General features: G+C 72.2%; 16 protein-coding genes. 2 read left to right on the forward strand and 14 right to left on the reverse strand.

Annotated features, from left to right (window positions below; genetic code table 11):
• Positions 1–154 precede the first annotated feature (154 nt).
• The 3 genes from ACFWWR_RS43600 to ACFWWR_RS43610 all read right to left on the reverse strand — a co-directional run bounded on the left by ACFWWR_RS43600 (position 155) and on the right by ACFWWR_RS43610 (position 3,825).
• Complete coding sequence (locus ACFWWR_RS43600) at positions 155–1,561, reverse strand: PAS domain-containing protein (RefSeq protein WP_383863717.1); 1,407 nt, start codon at positions 1,559–1,561, stop codon at positions 155–157.
• A gap of 158 nt (positions 1,562–1,719) precedes the next feature.
• Complete coding sequence (locus tag ACFWWR_RS43605; protein WP_384309759.1) at positions 1,720–2,181, reverse strand: GNAT family N-acetyltransferase; 462 nt, start codon at positions 2,179–2,181, stop codon at positions 1,720–1,722.
• A gap of 543 nt (positions 2,182–2,724) precedes the next feature.
• Entirely contained in the window at positions 2,725–3,825 is a 1,101-nt protein-coding gene (locus tag ACFWWR_RS43610) for a citrate synthase 2 (RefSeq protein WP_383863712.1), read from the reverse strand.
• Between the two features lie 375 nt (positions 3,826–4,200).
• Here ACFWWR_RS43610 and pdxH point away from each other — a divergent pair, with 375 nt between their 5' ends.
• Positions 4,201–4,830 (forward strand): pyridoxamine 5'-phosphate oxidase, encoded by a 630-nt coding sequence (pdxH, locus tag ACFWWR_RS43615; RefSeq protein WP_383863978.1) that lies wholly within the window; start codon positions 4,201–4,203, stop codon positions 4,828–4,830.
• A gap of 279 nt (positions 4,831–5,109) precedes the next feature.
• Here pdxH and ACFWWR_RS43620 read toward each other — a convergent pair whose 3' ends face one another.
• The 8 genes from ACFWWR_RS43620 to ACFWWR_RS43655 are packed head-to-tail and all read right to left on the reverse strand — an operon-like array spanning position 5,110 to position 15,584.
• A complete protein-coding gene (locus ACFWWR_RS43620; RefSeq protein ID WP_383863709.1) occupies positions 5,110–5,730 on the reverse strand; it encodes a TetR/AcrR family transcriptional regulator in 621 nt (206 codons plus the stop codon).
• A complete protein-coding gene (locus tag ACFWWR_RS43625; protein ID WP_383863706.1) occupies positions 5,718–6,467 on the reverse strand; it encodes an enoyl-CoA hydratase family protein in 750 nt (249 codons plus the stop codon). The genes ACFWWR_RS43620 and ACFWWR_RS43625 overlap by 13 nt, the downstream gene beginning before the upstream one ends.
• Positions 6,464–8,032, reverse strand: a complete 1,569-nt coding sequence (locus tag ACFWWR_RS43630; protein ID WP_384309762.1) for a 4-coumarate--CoA ligase family protein — start codon at positions 8,030–8,032, stop codon at positions 6,464–6,466. The genes ACFWWR_RS43625 and ACFWWR_RS43630 overlap by 4 nt, the downstream gene beginning before the upstream one ends.
• A 27-nt stretch (positions 8,033–8,059) precedes the next feature.
• Positions 8,060–9,199 (reverse strand): acyl-CoA dehydrogenase family protein, encoded by a 1,140-nt coding sequence (locus ACFWWR_RS43635; RefSeq protein ID WP_383863700.1) that lies wholly within the window; start codon positions 9,197–9,199, stop codon positions 8,060–8,062.
• Positions 9,200–9,251: 52 nt separating this feature from the next.
• Positions 9,252–11,093 (reverse strand): biotin carboxylase N-terminal domain-containing protein, encoded by a 1,842-nt coding sequence (locus tag ACFWWR_RS43640; RefSeq protein WP_384309765.1) that lies wholly within the window; start codon positions 11,091–11,093, stop codon positions 9,252–9,254.
• Positions 11,094–11,098: 5 nt separating this feature from the next.
• Positions 11,099–12,739 (reverse strand): acyl-CoA carboxylase subunit beta, encoded by a 1,641-nt coding sequence (locus ACFWWR_RS43645; RefSeq protein ID WP_384309768.1) that lies wholly within the window; start codon positions 12,737–12,739, stop codon positions 11,099–11,101.
• Positions 12,694–14,739 carry an acyclic terpene utilization AtuA family protein gene (locus ACFWWR_RS43650; protein ID WP_384309782.1) on the reverse strand — a complete coding sequence of 682 codons (2,046 nt, stop codon included), beginning with the start codon at positions 14,737–14,739 and terminating at the stop codon, positions 12,694–12,696. Before ACFWWR_RS43650 ends, ACFWWR_RS43645 begins: the two co-directional genes overlap by 46 nt.
• Positions 14,740–14,789: 50 nt before the next feature.
• A complete protein-coding gene (locus ACFWWR_RS43655) occupies positions 14,790–15,584 on the reverse strand; it encodes a TIGR03084 family metal-binding protein (RefSeq protein ID WP_383863691.1) in 795 nt (264 codons plus the stop codon).
• A 119-nt stretch (positions 15,585–15,703) separates the two neighbouring features.
• Between ACFWWR_RS43655 and ACFWWR_RS43660 the strand changes: the two genes are divergently transcribed.
• Positions 15,704–16,444, forward strand: a complete 741-nt coding sequence (locus ACFWWR_RS43660; protein WP_383863689.1) for a class I SAM-dependent DNA methyltransferase — start codon at positions 15,704–15,706, stop codon at positions 16,442–16,444.
• Positions 16,445–16,450: 6 nt separating this feature from the next.
• Here ACFWWR_RS43660 and ACFWWR_RS43665 read toward each other — a convergent pair whose 3' ends face one another.
• From ACFWWR_RS43665 to ACFWWR_RS43675, 3 genes are all read right to left on the reverse strand, one after another.
• The gene (locus ACFWWR_RS43665; RefSeq protein WP_384309771.1) at positions 16,451–17,431 is read right to left on the reverse strand and encodes a DMT family transporter; all 981 of its coding nucleotides are present in this window, start codon (positions 17,429–17,431) and stop codon (positions 16,451–16,453) included.
• Positions 17,432–17,597: 166 nt separating this feature from the next.
• A complete protein-coding gene (locus ACFWWR_RS43670; protein ID WP_383863683.1) occupies positions 17,598–18,719 on the reverse strand; it encodes a lipid II:glycine glycyltransferase FemX in 1,122 nt (373 codons plus the stop codon).
• Between the two features lie 83 nt (positions 18,720–18,802).
• On the reverse strand, positions 18,803–19,471 hold the full coding sequence (locus ACFWWR_RS43675) for an HAD-IA family hydrolase (RefSeq protein WP_383863680.1): 669 nt from the start codon (positions 19,469–19,471) through the stop codon (positions 18,803–18,805).
• Positions 19,472–19,483 lie beyond the last annotated feature (12 nt).

The raw sequence follows: 19,483 nt of genomic DNA on the forward strand, positions 1-19,483 counted from the left end.
GGCACCCGCCGGTCGGCGGGCAGCCGCGTTGCCGCTACTCCCGCCCCAGCACCTCGGCCAGATCCAACGCCGAGCCGATCCGAACGGCCACATCCGGCATGATCCGCCGGACAGGCCCCAGGCACCCGCCGGTCGGCGGGCAGCCGCGTTGCCGCTACTCCCGCCCCAGCACCTCGGCCAGATCCAACGCCGAGCCGATCCGAACGGCCACATCCTCCGCGTACACCGCGTCCCCCCGCTCGAACTGACTCCGCCCGGCTCCCCGCAGAAACGTCACCACGCCAAGCGTCCGCCCCCGGCTCCGCAGCACCGCGCACAACGCGTGCACCGCGTCCGACGGCCACTGCCGAGCCTCCGCCCACTCCCGGGCCTTCTCCACCGGCACGGCCCCCACACTCGCCCGCACCGACCCGGCCCGCTCCACGCTCTGCAACGCCGGATGCCCCTCCGCGTACCGCACCGGCAAACCCGCCTGCCCCGTGAGCAGAGACGGTCCCGGCGCCCCGGAGGGCGTCGCCGCGACCCGTACCAGCCGCAGGGAACCCGTCTCCGCCCCGTCCTCCACCGCGCCGCCCGACACCCGGTCGATCAACGCATGATCGGCGAACCCGGCCAGCGCGAAGTCCAGATGGACGGCGGCCGCCTCACGCGGGTCCTCGCACTCGGCGGCGGCCCGGACAGCCCGGTGCAACTGGTTCGTACGGAACCGCAGCAGCGACGCCTCCTGCTCGCTCTGCTTGGCCTCGGTCACGTCATGGAAGAGCCAGCCCACACCAAGCGGCACGGGCTCCTCCGCGAGCGGCGACGCCAGCCGGACGAACCCGCAGCGCCAGCAGCGCCGCTGCTCACCGTCCTGCGTACGCACGCTCACCCAGATCTCGGCCGGTGCGGGCGGCGCGCCCTCGGCCAGCACATGCGTGAGCGCGCTCTCCAGTTCCTCGACACCCTGGGCGAGCAGATCCCCGAGGGGCCGCCCCAGTACGGACGTACGCCCGACGCCCAGCGCCCGCGCGGCGTGCGCGTTGACCAGGGCGGGCCGCAGATCGGCGTCGACGAGCACGACACCCCAGCTCGCGTCCTCGAACAGCGCCTCACTCAGCGCGATGGACCGCTCCAGGTCGATCTGCGCGTGCACCTCACTGAAAGCGCAGTACAAGCCCGCGGGCTTACCGTCCGGCCCACGCACCGCCGCCGACTGTGTCCGCACGAGCACCCGCCCGCCGTCCTTGGTCAGCAGCGCGAACTCGTGCACCTGCCGCCCGGGAGCGTGCATGGCGGCCAGCAGCCGCCCCTCCACCTCCTCGGCGTCGGCACTGCGCACCGCCCAGCCGGCGAACCCGTGCCGCCCCACGGCCTCGGCGGCGGTCCACCCGAGGATCCGCTCGGCCTCACGGTTCCAGTGCGTCACCACCCCGTCGGCGTCGAAGGCGCACAGGGCCGCGTCCATGCCGTCGAGCAGCGCGGCCAGCAGATCCGAGCCGTCCGAAACCTCCGGACCGTCCCGCTCGGGCTCGTCCGGCCCGATCTCGTCGGTGGTCCCACTACGCCGGGAAGCACTCACCTGGACCCCCTGCAGGCTGCCGCGTCCGCACGTACGGCACGTCGGTTCGCTCACTAACAATCATCTAACTGGAACGTGACGCAGCACACACCGGGTTCCCACAAGATTGAAGGAATCGTTGTGTGCCGGAAATCCGAGTACCCCGCCACGCCGCCGGGCTAGGCCCGGGACGGCGCAAGCCTCAGATCCACCCACACCTCGGTCTCACCGTCCAGCACATACCGCTCCACCTCCACGAACCCCCGCGCCCCGAACCGCAGCCCGTCCTCATTCACTGCCAGCACACACGTCTCGATGGCCCGAGCCCCCAGCACATGCGCGTACCGGAGCCCCTTCTCATACAGCGCCGCCCCAAACCCCCGCCCCCGGTACTCGGGCAGCACGCGCGCGATGACGGTCGCCACACCCTCCTCCCCCTCGGGCGGCCGCACGGTCGAACACCCGACGAGCACCTCCCCGAGATACGCGTTCTCCAGCCGGTAACGCCCACCACGCTCCCGCACCTCGTCGATCCCCATCGCAGCGGGCGGCACGATCACGTTGTGCACGTGCCGCCACTGCTCGAGCATGGCGTTCCCGTCGACCGGATCGATCCGCAGGTCGGACACGACGACGACCACTCCCCTCCGAAACAGCTTCTGGACCCCCGACTACTGCCCGTGGGCAGGCATCTGGACCGGACGCATCTCTGTCCGTGCCAGGGGGGCAGCACAGTCTCAGCACACCGGCAGGCCGGATCAACGTCTCCCACTCGAATCTGCGGCTCGTGCAGCGGGGCGACGGATACGGGTACAGCAGCCGCCCGGAACGAGCACAGTCAACATCTCGAAAAAGCGGTTGATCCGTGGCCCGGGGGTTCTTAGTGTGACTAGCACTTCGGAGAGGAGGTGGTTCGGCAGATGGATTCATACCGGACGGAAGAGGTGGCTGCGGGCTAGCGGCCCGTCACCCACCGAGTGCGGTGCCGGACCAGCGTGTGCGAGATACACGCAGCCGGCCAATTCAACGCAGTCACCCGACCCGCGAGCTCGCCGGTACGTCCGGCCGGCTTCTTCGCCGTCAGGCGGAGGGACCCCGAGCTCGTGGGTCGTCTGCGTTCGCGGGACCGGCCGAGTGGCACCACGCGGAGTTGTTCGGTCCCGCGTGATGCCCGGCGACAGGGCTCAGCGCACGGTGTCGCCGTAGCCCTCGATCTCCTGCGGGTCGCGGGAGCCGGGGCCGATGTAGCGGGCGGACGGGCGGACCAGGCGGCCGGTGCGCTTCTGTTCGAGGATGTGGGCCGACCAGCCGGCCGTGCGGGCGCAGGTGAACATCGAGGTGAACATGTGGGCCGGGACCTCGGCGAAGTCGAGGACGATGGCGGCCCAGAACTCGACGTTCGTGGCGAGGACCCGGTCGGGGCGGCGGGCGTGGAGTTCGGCCAGGGCCGCCTTCTCCAGGGCTTCGGCGATCTCGAAGCGGGGGGCGCCGAGTTCGCGGGCGGTGCGGCGCAGGACGCGGGCGCGGGGGTCTTCGGCGCGGTAGACGCGGTGGCCGAAGCCCATCAGGCGTTCGCCCTTGTCGAGGGCCTGCTTGACGTACGCGTCGGCGTCGCCGGTGCGTTCGATCTCCTCGATCATGCCGAGGACGCGGGAGGGGGCGCCTCCGTGCAGCGGGCCGGACATGGCTCCTACGGCGCCGGAGAGGGCGGCCGCGACGTCCGCGCCCGTCGAGGCGATGACGCGGGCCGTGAAGGTGGACGCGTTCATGCCGTGTTCGGCGGCGGAGGTCCAGTAGGCGTCGACGGCCGCCACGTGCTTGGGGTCGGGCTCGCCGCGCCAGCGGATCATGAAGCGCTCGACGACGGACTGCGCCTTGTCGATCTCCCGCTGCGGGACCATGGGCAGGCCCTGGCCGCGGGCGGACTGGGCGACGTAGGACAGGGCCATCACGGCGGCTCGGGCCAGATCCGCCCGGGCCTGGGCGGCGTCGATGTCCAGCAGCGGTTTCAGGCCCCAGACGGGGGCCAGCATGGCGAGTGCCGACTGGACGTCGACGCGGATGTCGCCGGAGTGCACGGGGATCGGGAAGGGTTCGGCGGGCGGCAGGCCGGGGTTGAAGGCGCCGTCGACGAGCAGTCCCCAGACGTTGCCGAACGAGACCTGACCGACGAGGTCCTCGATGTCGACGCCCCGGTACCGGAGTGCGCCGCCCTCCTTGTCGGGTTCGGCGATCTCCGTCTCGAACGCGACGACTCCTTCGAGTCCGGGTACGAAGTCGGACATCAGGCGGCTCCTCGTGATGTGTGCGACGGGTGTTGGGGTGTTCTGTTGTTTGCTGCGGCTGGTGTGGGTGGTGCGGCTGTTGGGGGTGCGGGGTGCGGCTTCCACGTGGCAGGCGGTGGGTATGCGTCCGTCCCATGGCTCCGCGGTTCGTCTCCGAGAACTCGCGGTCCTGGGCGGTACTCCCGTGATGCCCCGTGCGGTCGGCGGTCATCCGACCGGAACGGCATCAGCACGATATCCCCGAGTGCCACCCTTGGGGAGGGCTTGCGGCACTCAGTGCCATGCAGTGATGAAGACCACCATGCCGAGCGTCGCCCGCTCATACGGCAGGATGACGGCGTGACCGACCGAGACGCCGCCCTCGATCCCGCCTCCATGCGTAAGCACTACCGCGCCGAGGGGCTGGCCGAGGCCGACCTGGCCGCAACGCCCGTCGAGCAGTTCGCGCGCTGGTTCAAGGAGGCCGCGATCGAGGGGCGGCTCTTCGAGCCGAACGCCATGGTCGTCGCCACGGCGGACGCCGAGGGCCGGCCCAGCGCGCGCACGGTGCTGCTGAAGCACTTCGACGAGCAGGGCTTCGTCTTCTACACCAACTACGACTCCCGCAAGGCCCGCGAGCTGGCGGAGAACCCGTTCGTCTCGCTGCTGTTCCCGTGGCATCCGATGGCCCGCCAGGTCATCGTCACGGGCGTCGCGCGGCGCACCGGACGGGACGAGACCGCCGCGTACTTCCGCAGCCGCCCGCACGGCTCCCAGCTCGGTGCGTGGGCGAGCGCGCAGTCCTCGGTGATCGCGGACCGGGCCGACCTGGACGCTACCTACGCGGAGCTGGCCGCCCGCTACCCGGAGGGCGAGCAGGTGCCGGTCCCGCCGAACTGGGGCGGCTTCCGGGTGGCCCCGCAGGCGGTGGAGTTCTGGCAGGGCCGCGAGAACCGGCTGCACGACCGGCTGCGGTACGTGGCGGAGCCGGACGGGAGCTGGCGGGTGGAGCGGCTGAGTCCGTGAGGCGGCGGCTCAGTCCGTGAGGACGGGGAGACCGCCCAGTCCGTGAGGGGCGCGGGGCCGCCCAATCGGTGAGAGCGGAGGCTGCCCAGCCCGTGAGAGCGGAGGCTGCCCAGTGAGAGCGGGGGCCGCCCAGCCCGTGAGAGCGGGGGCCGCCCAATCGGTAGGAGGGCGGGGCGCTCAGCCCCTGAAGCCCCGGGGCCGCCCGATCCGTGAGTCGGGGGCGGCGGGCGGCATGCCTGTCGGGGCGGGTTGGTTCCGGAGCGTTGGTGCGGTCCTCCGTCAGGCCAGCGCCTCGTCCAGCAGCCTGGCCCACTGTGTGACGACGCGGTCGCGGCGGCCGGCGTCGTCGGTGAGGAGGTTGGCGAGGCCGAGGCCGCGGGCCATGTCCAGCAGGCCCTGCACCGTCTCCCGTACGCCCGCCCGGGACTCGTCGGCGCCTAGCAGGTCCACGGCGATGCGGTGGGTCTCGCGGCCGACGCGGGCCTCCAACTCCGTGACCCGCGGTCGCAGCTGGGCCTCGTTGGAGGCGGCGACCCACAGGTGGAGGGCGGCGCGGAAGAGGGGGCCGGTGTAGAGGTCGACGAGGGCGGAGACGACGGTCCGGCGGTCGTCTGTCGCGGCGCCCTGCGGGAAGAGGGCGCGCAGGGCGGTGGAGCGTTCTTCGGCGACGTACTCGACGGCCGCGGTGAAGAGGTCCTCGCGGGTCGGGAAGTGGTGCTGGGCGGCGCCGCGGGAGACGCCGGCGCGTTCGGCGACGACGGTGACCGTGGAGCCCGCCCAGCCGTGTTCGGCGAGGCAGGCCACGGCGGCTTCCAGGAGGCGCTGCCGGGTGGCTCGGCTGCGGTCCTGTTTGGGGACGCGGTCGCCCGGGGCACGGTCGACCGCGTTCACAGCACCCATGCGGGATCCCGTCGTTCTAGGAAGGCCGTCATGCCTTCGCGGGCGTCGGCGGAGGCGAACAGGCGGGCGGAGAGTCTTGCCAGTTCGCCCGCGTCCAGGTCGAAGGCCTCCAGCACCTTAGCTGTGAGCAGGCGTTTCGTCTCGGCCAGGGCGCGTGGGGAGGCTCGTCGCAGTCCGTCGAGGACGGGGGCGAGGACCTCGTCGACGTCGGTGTGGTCGTGGTCGCCGGCCGTCGTGAGGAGGCCGATGCGGGCGGCCTCGGCCGCGTCGAAGGTCTCGCCGGTGAGGTAGTAGCGGGCGAGGGCGCGAGGGTCGACGCGGGGCAGGAGGGGGAGGGAGATCAGCGCCGGTGCCACTCCGATGCGGACCTCGGTGAAGGCGAAGGTGGCGGTGTCGGAGGCGGCCGCGATGTCGCAGGCGCCGAGGAGGCCGAGGCCGCCGGCCCGTACGTGGCCGGTGACCCGGGCCACGACGGGTTTGCGCAGCTTGACGATCTGGCGGAGCAGGGCGACGAGGGCCTTGGGCTGGGGCGGCTCGCGCAGGTCGGCGCCCGCGCTGAAGGTGGTGCCGGCGTGGGTGAGGACGACGGCGCGTACGTCGTCGTCCTTGCCGGACCGTTTCAGGGCGTCCGCGAGTTCGTGCACCAGCGCGGCGGACAGGGCGTTGCGGTTGTGCGGCGAGTCCAGGGTGAGGGTGGTGATGCCGCGTTCGTGTGTGGGGTGGACCAGGGCGGTCACGTCCGCTCCCTGAGTTGTCGGCGCAGGATCTTTCCGGAGGCGGCGCGCGGGACGCCTTCGATGAAGGTGACGTGGCGGACGCGTTTGTAGGGGGCGACGCGTTCGGCGACGTACATCATGACCTCTCCTTCCAAGAGGTCGGTGGCGGTCGGCTGGCGGACCACGTAGGCGTGCGGGTTCTCGTTGCCGTCGTCGTCGTAGACGCCGATGACGGCCGCGTCGGCGATGCCGGGGTGGGTGAGGAGCAGGGCTTCCAGTTCGGCGGGGGCCACCTGGAAGCCCTTGTACTTGATGAGTTCCTTGACGCGGTCCACGACGAACAGCCAGCCGTCGGCGTCGGCGTGGCCGACGTCTCCGGTGTGCAGCCAGCCGTCGGGGTCGATCATCGCGGCGGTGGCGTCGGGGCGGCCCAGGTAGCCCTTCATGACCTGGGGGCCGCGGATGAGGATCTCGCCGGACTCGCCGATGCCGAGGTCCTTGTCGGGGTCGTCGAGGGAGACGATCCGCATCTCGGTGCCGGCGATGAGCCTGCCGACGGTCCCGGCGGGTGCCTCGCGCATGGCGTCCAGGGGGACGACGTGGGTGCCCGGGGACAGTTCGGTCATGCCGTAGGCCTGGCCGACGGGGGGCAGGCCGAGCCGCTGGGAGCAGGCGGCCGCGAGCTTGGCGTCCAGGGGGGCGGCGGCGCTGAGGATGTACTGCAGGGACGACAGGTCGTACTGCGCGACCGCGGGGTGCTTGGCGAGGGCGAGGACGATCGGCGGGGCGACGTAGAGGCCGGTGATGCGGTGGTTCTGGATGGCCGCGAGGAAGGTCTCCAGGTCGAAGCGGGGCAGGACGACGACGGTGGCGCCCATGCGCAGGGGGGCGTTCATGAGGGCGGTCAGACCGTATATGTGGAAGAAGGGCAGCACGGCGAGGATGCGGTCGCCGGGGCCGGTTCCCATGGCGGGTTCGAGCTGGGCGAGGTTGGTGGCGATCTGGCGGTGCGTGAGCATCACGCCTTTGGGTGTGCCGGTGGTGCCCGAGGAGTACGGGAGGGCGGCCACGTCCTCGGCGGGGTCGATGTCGACCTGGGGCTCGGGGGCCGCGGACGCCAGCATGTCGATGAGTGAGCGGTGTCCGGGGGCGCTGTCGCAGACGAAGATCTCCCGGACGCCGCCGGCGAGTTCGGCGGCCCTGCGGGCGGTCTGCAGGAGCGGGGAGACGGTGACGATCCAGCGGGCGGCGGAGTCGGTGAGCTGCTTGGCGAACTCTTCCGGGGTGGCGAGAGGGTGCACGGTCGTGACGGAGGCCCCCGCGCGCGTGGCGGCGTAGAACGCGGTCGGGAAGGCGATCGTGTTGGGGCTGTGCAGGGCGAGGACGTCGCCCTTGCGGACGCCCGCCTCGGCGAGGGCGGCGGCGACCCGGCGGTGGAAGCGGTCCAGTTGGTCGTAGGTGAGCGTGGTGCCGTCGGTGCCGTCGATCAGGGCGGGCGCGTCACCGAACTCGGCGGCCCGGCCGAGCACCGCCTCGTGGATGGGGAGTTCTACGGGCGGGACGTCTGCGTACTCGCTGCGGAACATGGTTCCTCCTCGCGCGGCACGTGCCGGTCAGTACGACTTGGGCAGGCCCAGGGTCTGGTGGGAGACGTAGTTGAGAATCATCTCCCGGCTCACCGGAGCAATACGAGCCACGCGTGCGGCCGTTATCAACGATCCGAGCCCGAACTCACGCGTGAGGCCGTTCCCGCCGAGCGTGTGCACCGCCTGGTCGACCGCTTTCACGCAGGCCTCCCCGGCCGCGTACTTGGCCATGTTGGCGGCCTCGCCTGCGCCTGCGTCGTCCCCAACGTCGTACAGGTGGGCCGCCTTCTGCATCATCAGGCGGGCCAGTTCGAGGTCGATGTGTGCTTGGGCGAGGGGGTGCGCGATGGCCTGGTGGGCGCCGATGGGGGTGTTCCAGACGGTGCGGTCGCGGGCGTACGCGATGGCTCGGGCGAGGGCGTGGCGGCCCATGCCGATGGCGAAGGCGGCGGTCATGATGCGTTCGGGGTTGAGGCCGGCGAAGAGCTGGAGGAGGCCGGCGTCCTCCTCGCCCACGAGGGCGTCGGCGGGGAGCCGTACGTCGTCGAGGGTGAGCTCGAACTGCTTTTCCGCGGCGGTGAGTTCCATGTCGATGCGGTGGCGGGTGAAGCCGGGTGTGTCGCGGGGGACGATGAAGAGGCAGGGCTTGAGGCTGCCGGTGCGGGAGTCCTCCGTGCGGCCGACGATGAGGGTGGCGTGGGCGATGTCGACGCCGGAGATGAAGACCTTGCGGCCGGTGAGGAGCCAGTCCCCGGTGTCGGGGTCGCGGCGGGCCGTGGTGGTGATGCGGTGGCTGTTGGAGCCGGCGTCGGGTTCGGTGATGCCGAAGGCCATGGTTCGGGTGCCGTCCGCGAGGCCGGGGAGCCAGTGTTGTTTCTGGGCGTCCGTGCCGAAGCGGGCGATGACGGTGCCGCAGATGGCCGGGGAGACGACCATCATGAGCAGGGGGCAGCCGGCGGCGCCGAGTTCTTCGAGGACGATGGAGAGTTCGGCGATGCCCCCGCCTCCGCCGCCGTACTCCTCGGGGAGGTTGACGCCGAGGTAACCGAGTTTTCCTGCCTCGGACCAGAGGGCTTCCCGGTCGTGGTGGCGGCCGTGGCGGGTGCCGAGGGCGGCTACGGCGGCGCGGAGGGCTTTGTGTTCTTCGGTTTCGGTGGTGTGGGGCATGGAGCTCCTTCCCGGGTGCGGGTCGTCGTTGGTCGCGCAGTTCCCCGCGCCCCTAGGTTGGCCGGACCACCGCCAGTAGGGAGCCGACCGTCACTTGTTGGCCGGGGACAGCGTTCAAGGCGCTCAAGGTGCCCGTCGTCGGCGCGGTGATCTTGTGTTCCATCTTCATCGCCTCCAGCCACAGCAGGGGCTGGCCCGCCTGGACGGCGGAGCCGAGCTCCACGCCCTCGGCCACCCGCACCACCGTGCCCGGCATGGGGGCGACCAGGGAGCCGGGGGCCAGTTGGGCCACCGGGTCGGGGAAGCGGGGCAGGGCGGTGAGCCGGGTGGCGTTGACGTGCACCTCGTCGCCGTACCGCGCCACCTCGAACCTGCGCTGTACGCCGTCCACTTCGAGTACGACGAGATGCGCGTCGGCGTGGACGACCCGCACTCCGTCCGCCTCCAGGCCCGCCCGGGTGTGCCGGTAGTGGACCTCGTGCTCCTCTCCCGCCGTCGTGTAGCGCTTGGCCTGCGGCTGGGAGGGGACGTTGCGCCAGCCTCCGAAGCGGGAGCGGCCGTGGGCGTCGGCGAGGGCGGCGGCCAGGGGGGCGTGGGGTTCGGGAGCGGGAGCGGTGAGTTCGGGCAGGTGGCGGCCGTAGAAACCCGTGTCCATGCGGGCGGTGGTGAACTCCGGGTGCCGTAGCGACCGTACGAGGAGGTCCCGGTTGGTGACGGGGCCGTGGAGCGTGGCCCGCTCCAGGGCGCCGACCAGTTTGCGGACGGCCTCCGCGCGGGTGGGGGCGTGGGCGACGACCTTGGCGAGCATGGGGTCGTAGTGGACGCCGATGGAGTCGCCGTCCTCGTGGCCGGTGTCCAGGCGGACGCCTTCGGGGACGGTCAGGCGGTGCAGGGTGCCGGTCTGGGGGGTCCAGTCGTTCGCCGGGTCCTCGGCGTAGAGGCGGGCCTCCACGGCGTGGCCGCGCGCGCGTGGGGGGTCGCTTTCGAGGGGGTGGCCTTCCGCTACGCGGATCTGGTGGGCGACCAGGTCGATGCCGAAGACGGCTTCGGTGACGGGGTGTTCGACCTGGAGGCGGGTGTTCATCTCCAGGAAGTGGGGTTTGCCGTCGGCGACGAGGAACTCGACCGTGCCGGCGCCCACGTAGTCGACCGCGCGGGCGGCGCGTACGGCCAGGGCGTGCAGTTCCTCGGCGAGGCCGTCGGGCAGGGCGGGCGCGGGCGCCTCCTCGATCACCTTCTGGTGGCGGCGCTGGAGGGAGCAGTCGCGCGTGCCGAGCGCCCACACCGTGCCGTGTGTGTCGGCGAGCACCTGGACCTCGACGTGGCGCCCGTTCTCCACGTACGGCTCGACGAACACCTCGCCGTCGCCGAAGGCGCTCGCGGCCTCGGCGCGCGCGGCTTCCAGCGCGGAGTCCAGGTCCTCCAGACGGCGCACGATCCGCATCCCGCGCCCCCCGCCGCCCGCCGCCGCCTTCACCAGGACGGGCAGGTCGGCCTCGGCGACCTCGTACAGGGGTTCGAGGTCCATCAGTTCCTTGGCGCGCGTCTTTGACGCCATCGCCTCGATCGCCTCCGGTGGCGGGCCGATCCAGACCAGGCCGGCGTCCAGGACGGCACGCGCGAAGCCGGCGTTCTCGGAGAGGAAGCCGTAGCCGGGGTGCACGGCGTCCGCGCCGGCGGCGACGGCGGCCTTCACGATCAGGTCGCCGCGCAGATACGTGTCGGCGGGCGCCGCGCCCGGCAGTCGTACCGTCGCGTCGGCCACGCGCGCGTGGAGGGCGTTGTCGTCGGCGTCCGAGTGCACGGCGACCGTCCGGATGCCCAGCTCACGGCAGGTGCGGAAGACGCGGCAGGCGATCTCGCCCCGATTGGCGACCAGCAGTGTCGAAATCATGGGTCTCACATCCGGAAGACGCCGAAGCCGCCCCGCGCGCCCTCGTAGGGGGCCGTGTGGAGGGCGGACAGGCACAGGCCGAGGACGGTGCGGGTGTCGCGGGGGTCGATGACGCCGTCGTCGTACAGCCGCCCGGACAGGAACATGGGGAGCGACTCGGACTCGATCTGCTGCTCCACCATGGCGCGCAGGGCGGCGTCCGCGTCCTCGTCGTACGGCTTTCCCTTGGCGGCCGCGGACTGCCGGGCGACGATCGAGAGGACGCCGGCGAGTTGCTGGGGGCCCATGACGGCGGACTTGGCGCTGGGCCAGGCGAAGAGGAAGCGGGGGTCGTAGGCGCGGCCGCACATGCCGTAGTGACCGGCGCCGTAGGACGCGCCCAGGAGGACCGACAGGTGCGGGACCTTCGAGTTGCTGACGGCGTTGATCATCATCGCGCCGTGCTTGATGATGCCGCCCTGCTCGTACTCCTTGCCGACCATGTAGCCGGTGGTGTTGTGCAGGAAGAGCAACGGGATGTCCCGCTGGTTGGCGAGCTGGATGAACTGGGCGGCCTTCTGGGACTCCGCGCTGAAGAGGACCCCCTGCGCGTTGGCGAGGATGCCGACCGGGTAGCCGTGGAGGGTCGCCCAGCCGGTCGTCAGGCTCGTCCCGTACAGGGGCTTGAACTCGTCGAAGTCGGAGGCGTCGACGATCCGGGCCACGACCTCGCGCGGGTCGAAGGGGGTCTTCAGGTCACCGGGGACGATCCCCAGGAGCTCGTCCTCGTCGTACTTCGGGGGGACGGCCGGGCCCGGATCGTCGTATGCCTTGCGGTGGTTGAGGCGGGCCACCACGCGGCGTGCCTGCCGCAGGGCGTCCCGCTCGTCGACGGCGAAGTGGTCGGCGAGGCCCGACACGCGCGCGTGCATCTCCGCGCCGCCCAGCGACTCGTCGTCGCTCTCCTCGCCGGTGGCCATCTTCACGAGCGGCGGCCCGCCGAGGAACACCTTCGCGCGTTCCTTGACCATGATCACGTGGTCGGACATGCCGGGGATGTACGCGCCGCCCGCGGTCGAGTTGCCGAAGACGACCGCGACGGTGGGGATCCCGGCGGCGGAGAGCCGGGTGAGGTCCCGGAAGATCGCGCCCCCGGGGATGAAGATCTCCTTCTGGGAGGGCAGGTCGGCCCCGCCGGACTCCACCAGGCTGATGCAGGGCAGCCGGTTGGCGAGCGCGATGTCGTTGGCGCGCAGGGCCTTCCTCAGAGACCAGGGGTTGCTCGCGCCCCCGCGCACGGTCGGGTCGTTGGCCGTGATCAGACACTCCACGCCCTCGACCACCCCGATGCCGGTGACGAGGGACGCGCCGACCGCGTACTCGCTGCCCCAGGCGGCCAGCGGCGACAGCTCCAGGAAGGGCGTGTCGGGGTCCAGGAGCAGTTCGACGCGCTCACGGGCCAGGAGCTTGCCGCGCCCCCGGTGCCGCTCGACGTACTTCGGGCCGCCGCCCTCGACGGCCTTCGCGTGCTCGGCGTCGAGGTCGGCGAGCTTGGCGAGCATGGCCTCGCGGTTGGCTCGGAAGTCGGCGCCGCCGGTGTCCAGGGCGGAGCTGATGACCGTCACAGGAGGGCCTCCGGGATGTCCAGGTGGCGGGAGCGCAGCCATTCGCCCAGGGCCTTGGCCTGCGGGTCGAAACGGTGCTGTGCGGCGACGCCGTCGCCGAGGATCCCCTCGACGACGAAGTTGAGGGCGCGGAGGTTCGGGAGGACGTGCCGGGTGACGGTGAGCTGACGGCTCTCGGGTATCAGCTGCTGGAACCGCTCGGCGGTCAGCTCGTGCGCGAGCCACCGCCAGCCGTCCTCGCTCCGCGCCCACACCCCGACGTTGGCGTCCCCGCCCTTGTCCCCGCTACGGGCCCCGGCGACGAGCCCGAGAGGGGCACGCCGGACGGGCCCGGCCGGCAGAGGCTCGGGCAGGGGTTCCGGCAGGAGGTCGGGGAGAGGCTCCGGCGGAGGTTCCGACGGGAGGTCGGGGAGGGGGTCTGGCAGGAGGTCCGGGACGGGCTCCGACGGAGGATCCGGCACGAGGTCCGGGTGAAGGCCCGGTGGGCGGTCCGCCAGGCGGTCCGGGACAGGCTCCGGCGGAGGTTCCGGTGGGAGGTCCGGGCGAAGACCCGACGGGCGGTCCGGGACAGGCTCCGACGGGCGTTCCGCCACGCGGTTTGGGCGAAGACCCGACGGGCGGTCCGGGACAGGCTCCGACGGAGGTTCCGCCAAGCGGTCCGGGCGAAAGCCCGACCGGGGCTCCGGCATGAGGTCCGGGCGAAGGCCCGACGGGGACGCTTGTGGTGCGTCGGGCACGAGGTCCGGGCGAAGGCCCGACGGGGACGCTTGCGGTGCGTCCGTGCCGTCGTCGTCGGCTCCGAGGGGCCTGGCGGCCGGGGGCACGGCGATGCGACGCCCGTCGTCGAGGACGGCGACGTGCGCCACGGCGTCCTGGGGGACGTACGCGGCCTCGAAGACGCCGTAGGGGGAACCCTTCCCCGGCGGAGCGAGCACGTGGAACCCGGGGTAGCTCGCCAGCGCCAGCTCCACGGCCGCCCCGCTCAACGCCCGGCCGACGACGCCCTGGTCCGGGTCCCGTACGACGAGCCGCAGCAGGGCGCTCGCGGTCTCCTCGGTCGGGGCGTCGGGCCGGTCGGTGCGGGTGAGGTCCCAGCGGACGTCGGAGGGGCGTGACATGGCGAACGCCTCGGCCATCTGCTCCTTTACCAGCGCGGCCTTGGCCTCGATGTCGAGGCCGGTCAGGACGAAGGCGACCTCGTTGCGGAAGCCTCCGAGGCGGGTGCGGCCCACCTTGAGGGCGGCGGGCGGGGCCTCACCCCGTACGCCGTGGAGCCGTACACGGTCGGGTCCGTCCTGGGTGAGCCGTACGGTGTCCAGCCGGGCGGTGACGTCGGGTCCCGGGTACCGGGCGCCGGCCGTCTCGTACAGCAGTTGGGCGGTCACCGTGCCGACGTCGACGAAGCCGCCCGTGCCCGGGTGCTTGGTGATGACGCTGCTTCCGTCGGCGTGGACCTCGGCGAGCGGAAAGCCCGGCCGGCGGACGTCACGGCCCGCCTCCCGGAAGAACGCGTAGTTGCCGCCCGTGGCCTGCGCCCCGCACTCCAGGACGTGCCCGGCGACGACGGCCCCCGCGAGCCGGTCGTAATCCGTCGGTGCCCAGCCGAAGTGGGCTGCGGCGGGGCCGGTGACGAGCGCCGCGTCCGTCACCCGTCCGGTGACCACCACGTCCGCGCCCTCCCGCAGACAGGCGGCGATCCCGAAGCCGCCGAGGTACGCGTGGGCGGTGAGGCTGTCCGGATGGTCGGCGCCGAGGTCGTCGCCCTCGACGTGCGCGACGCGTACGGGGATGCCGAGCCGGTCGGCCAGGTGCCGCACGGCGTCGGCGAGTCCGGCGGGATTCAGACCGCCGGCGTTGGTGACGATCCGCACCCCCCGCTCGTGGGCCAGCCCCAGGCACTCCTCCAGCTGCCGCAGGAACGTGCGGGCGTACCCGGCGCCGGGGTCCTTCAGCCGGTCGCGGCCCAGGATCAGCATGGTCAGCTCGGCGAGGTAGTCGCCGGTGAGGACGTCGAGTTCGCCGCCGGTGAGCATCTCGCGCATGGCGTCGAAGCGGTCGCCGTAGAAGCCGGAGGCGTTGCCGATACGAAGGGTCACTGTGCGGCGCCCTTCGGCGGGCGTGCCTCGCCCGGCGGCCCCGCGAAGGCCTGGGCGATGTCGAGCCACCGGTCGGCATCGGGACCGTCGGCCTCGACCGCGAGGTCGGCGCGGTGGGCGCGCCGGGTGACGAGGAGGCAGAAGTCGAGGGCGGGCCCGGTGACGCGCTGGGGTGCCGTCTCCGGGCCGTACACCCACAAGTCCCCGCCGGGACCGACGAGTTCGATGCGGAACTCCTGTGCCGGCGGGTTCAGTCCGCGCACTCCGAAGGCGTAGTCCCGTGCCCGCACGCCGATGTGGGCCACATGCCTGAGCCGGTCGGTGGGCGGCCGCGCCACACCCAGGGTGTCCGCCACGTCCTGTCCGTGGGCCCACGTCTCCATGAGCCGCGCGGTGGCCATGGAGGCGGCCGACATGGGCGGGCCGTACCAGGGGAAACGGGCGCCGGGCGGGGCGGCGCGCAGTGCGTCGTCGAGGGCGGTCCGCCCCTGCCGCCACCGCGGCAGCAGTTCGGCGGGCGGAAGTCCGGCGCCCTCTTCCGCGCCCTCGTCGACGAAGGAGTCGGGGGCGGCCAGGGCCTGCTCGGCCAGCTTGCGGAACCCGTCCCGGTCGGTGACCGCCAGCAGGGCGGCCCGGTCGGTCCAGGCGAGGTGCGCGACCTGGTGGGCGATGGTCCAGCGGGGGGCGGGGGTGGGGAGGTTCCACTGTTGTGGTTCCAACTCGGCCAGCAGCTGGTCGAGTTGGTCGCTTTCGGCACGCAGGTCGTCGAGCACGGGCGTCGGGTCGGCCATGGGGCGAGCATGGCAGCGGCCCAGGAAACAAGCAAGCATGCTTGCATGAATTGATGCGGGCGGGAATCGGGGCGGAAATTCGCGCGCGCGGCCCGCTGCTCCCGCAGTACGGTCGGCCGATGTTCGATGAGGACGGTTACTTCGGAGAGTCCGTCGCGCAGAGGTACGACGAGTCGTCGGCGCAGATGTTCGCGTCCGACGTCGTGGAACCGGCCGTCGATGTCCTGGCGGAGCTGGCCGGTACCGGCCGGGCCCTCGAACTGGGCATCGGCACCGGACGTATCGCGTTGCCGCTGTCGCGGCGCGGTGTCGAGGTCCATGGCATCGATCTGTCCCGTGCGATGACGGACCGGCTGCGTGCCAAGCCCGGCGGCGAGGCGATCGGTGTGACGATCGGGGACTTCGCGACGACGCGGGTGGCGGGCGGCTTCTCCGTCGCCTGTCTGGTCTTCAACACGATCATGAATCTGACGACGCAGGACGCCCAGGTGGACTGCTTCCGCAACGCCGCTGCCCATCTCGAGCCCGGCGGGTGCTTCGTCGTCGAGGTCATGGTCCCCGACCTGCGCCGGCTTCCGCCGGGGCAGAACGCCGTGCCGTTCCATGTGGGCTCGACGCGGCTGGGCTTCGACACCTACGACGTCGCCACCCAGTCGATGAGCTCGCATCACGTCGAGGTCGAGGACGGCCGCGGGTCCTTCTGGTCCATCCCGTTCCGGTACGTCTGGCCCGCGGAGCTCGACCTGATGGCCCGGCTGGCCGGGATGCGGCTGCGCGAGCGGTGGGACGGATGGACGCGGCAACCGTTCACGGGCGAAAGCCGGCAGCACGTCTCCGTCTGGGAGAAGCCCGGCGGCTGACTCCCGTCAGACCTCCGGCACGGTCGCCTTCCCCCGCCCCACCTGCGTCCGCACCGCCCCCATGCTCGCCGCGACGACCAGGGCGATCGCGGCGGCCTCCGTGGTGGTCAGAGCCTGGTCGAGCAGAAGGAAACCGGCGGCGGCGGCGATGGCCGGTTCCAGACTCATGAGGATGGCGAAGGTGGAGGCGGGCAGGCGGCGGAGGGCGAGGAGTTCGAGGGTGTAGGGCAGGACGGAGGAGAGGAGGGCGACCGCCGAGCCGAGGGCGATCGTCGTCGGGTCGAGCAGTTTGGTGCCCGCCTCGGCGATGCCCAGCGGGAGGAACAGCAGGGCGGCCACCGCCATCGCCAACGCGAGCCCGTCCGCCTTCGGGAAGCGGCGGCCCGTACGCGCGCTGAAGACGATGTACGCCGCCCACATGGCGCCCGCACCCAGGGCGAAGGCCACGCCTGCGGGGTCGAGGTCGCTGAAGCCCCCGCCGCCGAGGAGGAAGACGCCGGCGAGGGCGAGACCCGCCCAGACGAAGTTGAGCGCGCGGCGGGAGGACAGGACCGAGAGGGCGAGAGGGCCGAGCACCTCGAGGGTGACCGCCGCGCCCAGCGGGATGCGGTGAACGGCCTGGTAGAAGAGGCCGTTCATCGCGGCCATGGTGAGGCCGAAGGCGACGACGGTGCCCCAGTCGGCGCGCGAGTGGCCGCGCAGCCGGGGCCGGCAGATCAGCAGCAGCACGACTGCCGCCGCCAGCAGACGCAGAGCGACCACACCGAGCGCGCCGGCCCTCGGCATCAGCGTCACGGCGAGGGCGCCGCCGAACTGCACCGAGACGCCTCCGGCGAGCAGCAGCCCCACCGGTCCGAGGGAGCCCCAGCGATGCGGGGTGCCGTCCGCAGTGGGCGCGGGGCCGACCGGCGTCGGAGTGCTGGAGGGGGTGGCGGCTGCGCTGGGGGTACTCACGGTGCCTTCCGGGGCGGATCGAGCTTCGTACATCTCACTGCACGCTGGAGTCCAGAGTAATGGACTGTGCCAGGTGTGTGAACCCGTATGCGACTGTCACCGGCCAGGTGTGTGAACCGTATGCGACTGTCACCGGCCAGGTGTGCGAACCGTATGCGACTGTCACCGGCCGGGCGTGCCGCCCGAGCGGCCCCACTGGCTACCGGCGGGACATGTACAGACCCAGCGCCTTGTGCAGCAGCCGGTTGATCGGGAAGTCCCACTCCCCCAGGTACTCGACCGCCTCACCGCCCGCGCCGGCCTTGAAGCGCAGGAGACCCAGGAGGTGGTTGGACTCCTCCAGCGTGTCGGTGATGCCCCGGAAGTCGTAGACGGCGGCGCCGAGTTCGTGGGCGTCGGCCATCATGCGCCACTGCATGGCGTTGTTGGGCTGGACCTCGCGCTTACGGCTGGTGGAGGCGCCGTACGAGTACCAGACGTGGTCGCCGACGGTGAGCATGGTGGCCGCGGCGAGGACCTCGCCGTCGTGGTGGGCGAGGTAGAGCCGCATGCGGTCGGGGTGCTCGGCGGTGAGCGCGGTCCACATGCGCTGGAAGTAGGACAGCGGGCGCGGAAGGAAACGGTCGCGCTCGGCGGTCTCGACGTACAGCCCGTAGAAGGCGGGCAGGTCCTCGTAGCCGCCGCGGACGACCTTCACGCCGGCCTTCTCCGCCTTCTTGATGTTGCGCCGCCACTGCTGGTTGAGGCCGCCCTGGATGTCCTCCAACGACCGTCCGGCGAACGGCACCTGGAAGACGTACCGGGGCTGCCCGGCCGCGAAGCCGCCCTCGCCCCCGGATTCGGTCCGCCGCCAGCCGGCCCGCAGCAGCCGGCCCGCCACATCGACGGCACGCGGTTCGTACGACGTCGCCTCCACGTCTCCCAGCCGTCGCGCCGCCGGGTCGGCGATCGCCGCCTTCACCACGTCGGCGCTCCATCGGCGGACGACGACGGGCGGGCCCATCTTCACCGAGAAGGCGCCCTGTCGCCTTAGGTGGGCGAGCATCGGGTCCAGCCAGCGGTCGAGGTCGCTCGCGTACCAGTCGATCAGCGGTCCCTCGGGCAGATACGCGAGGTACCTCCGCAGCTTCGGCACCGGCCGGAACAGTACGAGCCCCGCCCCCACCAGCCGCCCCTCCTCGTCGAACCACCCCAGACTCTCCGCCCGCCAGTCCGGCTTCACCTCGCCCCAGGAGGGGACCTGCATGTGGCTGGCGGAGGGGCGGGCCGCGACGAAGGCGAGATGGTCGTCGTGGGAGAGGGGCTGGACGCTGAGGGGCATGCGCGGGACTCCTTGACGGTGGCAGGGCCCGCCAGCCTATGAACCGCTGCAGCCCATGTCCGTGAGGCTCGAGTCGCCGTCGGTCATCGCCCCGCGGCCGGCCCCGCCGCCCGGGCGAACGCGAGAATGTCCGGGACCGCTTCCCGCAGGCTCCCGAAGTGGCGGTGCGCGCCGGTCTCGCCGCCCGCGGTGTTGACTCCCCACACCGTCATGCCGGCCCGCAGCCCCGACTCGACTCCGGACGGGGCGTCCTCGATCACCAGGCAGTCCTCGGGGCGGGCACCGAGGTGCTGGGCGGCCAGCAGGTAGGGCGCGGGCGACGGCTTGCCCTCCTCGACCGCGGCGGCGTCCACGACGAGGTGCGGTACCGGCAGCCCCGTCCGGGCGAACCGCCCGCGCACCCGGCGCTCGTAGTTCGAGGTCACCAGCGCCCACGCGCCCGGCGGCAGGGCGCCCAGCAGCTGCGACGCGCCGTCGAAGGCCGTGTAGACGCCGGAGCGGACGTCCTCGTCCTCCAGTCGGTGCAGTGCGGTCAGGCACTCGCCCGGATCCTGGTCCGGAGCCACCGTCGCGAAGGTCTCCATCGGCCGGGTCCGCAACGCCACCCGGTACACCTCGTCCGCGTCCAGGCCGTACCGGCCCGCCCACGTTCCCCAGACCCGGCGCTGGTTGTCCACGGCGTCGATCAACGTGCCGTCGACATCGAAGAGGACGTACTTCCTGGGGCCGGGCCGCACAGACTCACTGGTCACGCCGTGATCATG

Source organism: Streptomyces sp. NPDC058678 (assembly GCF_042714835.1).
Taxonomy (GTDB): domain Bacteria; phylum Actinomycetota; class Actinomycetes; order Streptomycetales; family Streptomycetaceae; genus Streptomyces.

What these genes read in the sequence shown, in the direction of transcription:
- ACFWWR_RS43635 (WP_383863700.1), bottom strand. Translation starts at nt 9,199, where the DNA reads ATGCCCCACACCACCGAAACCGAAGAACACAAAGCCCTCCGCGCCGCC.
- ACFWWR_RS43630 (WP_384309762.1), bottom strand. Translation starts at nt 8,032, where the DNA reads ATGTTCCGCAGCGAGTACGCAGACGTCCCGCCCGTAGAACTCCCCATC.
- ACFWWR_RS43620 (WP_383863709.1), bottom strand. Translation starts at nt 5,730, where the DNA reads ATGGGTGCTGTGAACGCGGTCGACCGTGCCCCGGGCGACCGCGTCCCC.
- ACFWWR_RS43640 (WP_384309765.1), bottom strand. Translation starts at nt 11,093, where the DNA reads ATGATTTCGACACTGCTGGTCGCCAATCGGGGCGAGATCGCCTGCCGC.
- ACFWWR_RS43645 (WP_384309768.1), bottom strand. Translation starts at nt 12,739, where the DNA reads ATGGCTGCGCTCCCGCCACCTGGACATCCCGGAGGCCCTCCTGTGACG.
- pdxH (WP_383863978.1), top strand. Translation starts at nt 4,201, where the DNA reads ATGCGTAAGCACTACCGCGCCGAGGGGCTGGCCGAGGCCGACCTGGCC.
- ACFWWR_RS43665 (WP_384309771.1), bottom strand. Translation starts at nt 17,431, where the DNA reads ATGTACGAAGCTCGATCCGCCCCGGAAGGCACCGTGAGTACCCCCAGC.
- ACFWWR_RS43610 (WP_383863712.1), bottom strand. Translation starts at nt 3,825, where the DNA reads ATGTCCGACTTCGTACCCGGACTCGAAGGAGTCGTCGCGTTCGAGACG.
- ACFWWR_RS43670 (WP_383863683.1), bottom strand. Translation starts at nt 18,719, where the DNA reads ATGCCCCTCAGCGTCCAGCCCCTCTCCCACGACGACCATCTCGCCTTC.
- ACFWWR_RS43660 (WP_383863689.1), top strand. Translation starts at nt 15,704, where the DNA reads ATGTTCGATGAGGACGGTTACTTCGGAGAGTCCGTCGCGCAGAGGTAC.
- ACFWWR_RS43650 (WP_384309782.1), bottom strand. Translation starts at nt 14,739, where the DNA reads ATGCGCGAGATGCTCACCGGCGGCGAACTCGACGTCCTCACCGGCGAC.
- ACFWWR_RS43655 (WP_383863691.1), bottom strand. Translation starts at nt 15,584, where the DNA reads ATGGCCGACCCGACGCCCGTGCTCGACGACCTGCGTGCCGAAAGCGAC.